Below are 4,559 nucleotides of genomic sequence, written 5' to 3' on the forward strand. Positions count from 1 at the left end.
TTCCCGGCACGTTCGTGTGCGCCAGCTCGTCGACGAGCACGACTTCGGGATGACGCGCGACGATCGCCTCCGTATCCATCTCCTCGAGCCGCGCCGACTGGTAGTCGATCTGGGCTCTCGGCACGATCGGCAGACCGCCGACCTGGGCCGCCGTTTCCTTCCTGCCATGCGTCTCCAGCAGGCCGATGACGACGTCCACGCCTTTGGCCTGCAGGCGGTTTCCCTCCTGCAGCATCTTGAAGGTTTTGCCTACGCCGGGCGCCGCTCCGATGTACACCTTAAAGGTACCGTGGCGGAGCGTCTCGATTTTCCGTTCGATCTCGCCGGAACTCAGGCGGCGGAAACGGTCCGCTTCGGCGCGCGGCTTCGGCTTGATCGGCAGGATGCGCTCGCCCGCGTGAGCGGCGCGATCGGCCATGACGAACACGTCGATATTCCTCGTTTTTCGCAGCACGCGGTTCGCGATGGAGCCCTGCCATTTTTCTTGCCAGCGGTTCTGGTTGGAATGCCCCATGACGATGCGCGTGACCTTGTTGTCGACGGCATAGCGCACGAGCAGCGCCGGCAGCTTGCGCGCATGCGGCAGCGGCAGCTCTTCGAACCGGGCACCCACCTTCTCGACCAGCTTCTGAATCGACCGCTTAAACGTCTGCTGCTCCTTCGTCAGCGCCCGCCTCGGCCGCACGAACGTCGCCACGATCAGCTCGCCGTTCAGCCTTCTGGCGATCTGCTGCCCTCTGCGCACGTGTAGTGAGCCGTTCCAGTGATATTGGGCCGCGACCAGAATCCGCTCCGCGGCGCCGGACGGACCGACGAGCCCGAGCTCCTCGCGATGCTTCTCGAGCGAATCGTTCACGCCCTCGGCCATGAGCCGCAGCGCGATTTCTCTCAGCACGCCAAGATTGCCCCGGCGGCACATCGCCGGATGACGCCGCTCGCCCAGGATGCCTTCGTCGATCCGCTTCAGCATCGTCTCCGGCGACACATCGATCAAACGCACCTCGTCCGCCAGCTCCAGCGTATCGGAGGGCACCGTCTCCTCGGCGCGGATGCCGGTGAGCTTGTAGACGATCTCGCCTTCGTCCGCCAGCTCGTAGACGTTAATCGTCGCGATGACGCCGATGCCGCGGTCCATCAGATAAAGAATGTCTTCAAGCCGCGTCTTGAACCTCGCGCCCTCCCGGTTGCGATGGGCGAGGTCGTCGACGAGCACCACCTCCGGATTGCGGGCGACCAGGGCGTCGAGCGGCAGATCCTTCCGCTCCCGGCCGTCCTTCCACCAATGGATGCTCGGCACCCGTTCGAGCGCCAGCGTCTGCTCGACCGTTTCCGACCGCTGCATCGTCGATACCGCGCTGATGACGACGTCGATCCCCTGCTGCTTCAGCTGATTGCCTTCCCGCAGCATGTGATACGTTTTGCCGGAGCCGCTGACCGCCCCGATGATGATCTTCAGCCGTCCCCGATGCAGCTTGGAAATGGCGTATAAAATCTCCTCCGGCGTTTTCCGCCGATATTCCGTCACCCGCTCTCCGCCTCCCCGAGCGATCGGATCGCGTGGCGGTTCAGAAATTGCTCGACGACCTGATTAAAAGCTTCCGGCCGGCACAGGTTGCTCGGACCGCGTGCGTCCGCGATGACGGCCAGCCCCGCTTGGGGCAGGCAGGCGACGAGCTCCTCCATGCAGGCGATGCCGTAGTCCGTATAATCGCCCGCCACGCCTAACGCCGGACCACGGAACGCCGTTAAATGATCCGTGTAATCGATCCGCCTGGTCGCCAGCCGCTGCCGGTACAGCTCGCGGGGCCTTCGGTCCAGCACGTTCCGCCGGAGCTCGTCGTAGGCTGGCGCCCATCTCTGATAGGCAAGCCGCAGCGAGGGAAGAAGCAGCTCGCCGGGCGCATAGTAGTCGAGCCAGCTCATATACGCCGCCGCCAGCTGGAGCTTGCCATAGACGGTGGACGATTCGATGCGGCAGAAGCTGTCGGCGATGACGATCGCAGCCGCCCGTTCGGGGTACTGCGCGGCGATCCGCTGCACGATCAAGCCGCCATAGTCGATGCCGACGAACACGGCTTGGCGAATGCCGAGCGAATTGAGCAGCAGGATCAGATCGAGGCACTGGGTATCGATGATATTGTCGGGGGATTGGCGAAGCTCGCCCGACCGCCCGTTGCCGCGCAGGTCGCAGGCGATCGTCCGGTATCGCTTGGAAAAGTGGTCGAGCTGCGGTTTGAACATGCGGTGGTTCCACCCGTGTCCATGAATGAAAAGAATCGTTGTGCCGCTTCCTTGCATCTCGTAGTAGATCGACGTTCCGTTAAGCCTGGCGACCGGCAAAGCCATACACCTCGTTTATTTGCGAAATTAGATAAAGACCATTGGACGCACGATCGCCCCGTCCCGCGACAGACGCGCGGGGAGGGCGGATCAGGACGTTATTTGCCCAGCTTTTCCTTCAAAGCCAGATTCAGCTTCAGCACGTTCACCCGCTTGTCCCCGAAGACGCCCAGGTCGCGGTCCTCCGTATAGGCGTCGACCAAAGACGTCAGCTCGGCGGCGGACAGGCCGGTCAGCTTGCCAATCCTCGGAATCTGTACTAGTGCCGACTGCGGCGTAATATGCGGGTCGAGCCCCGAGCCCGAGTTGGTGATGAGTGCGATCGGCAGCCGGTCGACCGGCACGTCCGGATTGTCCTTCTGCCACTGCGCGATCGATGCCTTGACCCTGGCGAGCAGGTCCGGATTCGAAGGCGCGTAGTTGTTCGAGCCGGAAGCCACCGCCTTGTTGTCGATGCTCGATACGCGTCCCTGAAAGTAGCTCGGGTCGGCGAAGGACTGACCGATCAGTTCGGAGCCTACCACGTTGCCCGCCTTGTCCTTGAGCAGGCTGCCGTTCGCCTGATGTGGAAACAGCAGCTGTGCGAGCCCGGTGCTGACGAGCGGATAAACAATCCCGCACAAGAAGATAAACAGCAGGCTTAAGCGAATGGCGATCCAAAGCATCGAGCCGCCGGAGCGCTCTTCCTCGCCGCCTTGCAGATCCTGCGCAAGCGTAGCCATGGCCGATTCCTTCTTTCATTAATGATTAATAGGTTTAATCGCCTGCGCTGGCGCGACCGCGCTTCAGATCCAGGCGTGAACAATCAGGTCGATCAGCTTGATGCCGATAAAAGGAGCCACGACGCCGCCCGCGCCGTAGACGAACAGATTGCGGCCGAGCAGGCGCGCGGCGCTCATCGGGCGATAAGCGACGCCCTTCATGGCGAGCGGGATAAGCAGCGGAATAATAATGGCGTTAAAGATTAACGCCGACAAGATCGCCGACAGCGGCGAACCGAGCCGCATGACGTTCAGCGCGTCCATCTCGGGGATCGCCAGCATGAACATCGCCGGAATGATGGCGAAGTATTTGGCGATATCGTTGGCGATACTGAAGGTCGTCAAGGCGCCGCGCGTCATGAGCAGCTGCTTGCCGATCGCGACCACCTCGATGATCTTGGACGGGTCCGAATCGAGATCGACCATGTTGGCCGCTTCCTTGGCGGCCGTCGTGCCGCTGTTCATCGCGAGGCCCACGTCGGCCTGCGCGAGCGCCGGCGCGTCGTTCGTGCCGTCGCCGGTCATCGCGACCAGCTTGCCGTCGGCCTGCTCGCGGCGGATGACCGCGATCTTGTCCTCCGGCTTGCTCTCCGCGATGAAGTCGTCGACGCCCGCCTCCCTGGCGATCGTCGCCGCCGTCAGCGGATTGTCGCCCGTGCACATGATCGTCTTGATGCCCATCGCGCGGAGCTGGTCGAACCGCTCCTTCATCCCCGGCTTCACCGTATCCTTCAGGTAGATGACGCCGAAGATTCGGTCGTCGACCGCCACGGCCAGCGGCGTGCCGCCCTCCGAAGCGATGCGGTCCGCCTGCTTGCCCAAATCGCCCGGGACCGCGCCGCCCCGCGCCGCCGCCCATTTGTGGACGGCGTCGACGGCGCCCTTGCGCACGCGGCGTCCGTCCAACAGATCGATGCCGCTCATGCGCGTCTCCGCCTTGAATTCGACGAAGCCGCCGCCGTCGGCAAGCGAGGCGTCGAACGCCTTTTCGTTTTTCCTCATCCACTCCAGCACCGAGCGGCCTTCCGGCGTCTCGTCCTGCAGGGACGCGATCGCCGCCCAGGCGGCCGTCTCGTCAATCCCGGCGCCGCCCACGGGGACGATGTCGCTTGCCATCCGGTTGCCGAAGGTAATCGTACCCGTCTTGTCGAGTATCATCGTGTTGATGTCGCCCGCGGCCTCGACCGCCTTGCCCGACATCGCGAGCACGTTGAACTGCGTCACCCGGTCCATGCCGGCGATGCCGATCGCCGTCAGCAGCCCGCCGATCGTCGTAGGGATGAGGCAGACCAGCAGCGCGATCAGCACGGGCACCTCCAGCTTGACGTCTACGTAGGACGCGATCGGCCCGAGCGTGACGACGACGATGAGGAAAACGAGCGTCAGGCTGATGAGCAAGGTGTCCAGCGCGATCTCGTTGGGCGGCTTCTGCCGCTTGGCGCCCTCGACCAGCGCGAT

General features: G+C 63.5%; 4 protein-coding genes. All 4 read right to left on the reverse strand.

Annotated elements, in window-relative coordinates; all coding sequences use genetic code 11:
- Window positions 1-1,525: histidine kinase (locus tag KVT38_RS33080; RefSeq protein WP_217597998.1), on the reverse strand; the 1,525-nt coding region annotated here is incomplete at its 3' end.
- Window positions 1,522-2,340 (reverse strand): alpha/beta fold hydrolase, encoded by an 819-nt coding sequence (locus KVT38_RS33085; RefSeq protein WP_217597999.1) that lies wholly within the window; start codon window positions 2,338-2,340, stop codon window positions 1,522-1,524. The genes KVT38_RS33085 and KVT38_RS33080, both read right to left, overlap by 4 nt.
- Window positions 2,341-2,438: 98 nt before the next feature.
- Window positions 2,439-3,062, reverse strand: coding sequence for a potassium-transporting ATPase subunit KdpC (gene kdpC / locus KVT38_RS33090; RefSeq protein ID WP_217598000.1), 624 nt, complete (start codon window positions 3,060-3,062; stop codon window positions 2,439-2,441).
- A gap of 63 nt (window positions 3,063-3,125) precedes the next feature.
- A partial coding sequence (kdpB, locus tag KVT38_RS33095) for a potassium-transporting ATPase subunit KdpB (RefSeq protein WP_217598001.1) occupies window positions 3,126-4,559 on the reverse strand: 1,434 nt, incomplete at its 5' end.

The organism is Cohnella sp. GbtcB17 (genome assembly GCF_019091135.1).
Lineage (GTDB): Bacteria > Bacillota > Bacilli > Paenibacillales > Paenibacillaceae > Cohnella.

Bases quoted from the DNA above. Each gene is read 5' to 3' on its own strand.
- kdpC (WP_217598000.1), bottom strand. From the start codon at position 3,062: ATGGCTACGCTTGCGCAGGATCTGCAAGGCGGCGAGGAAGAGCGCTCC.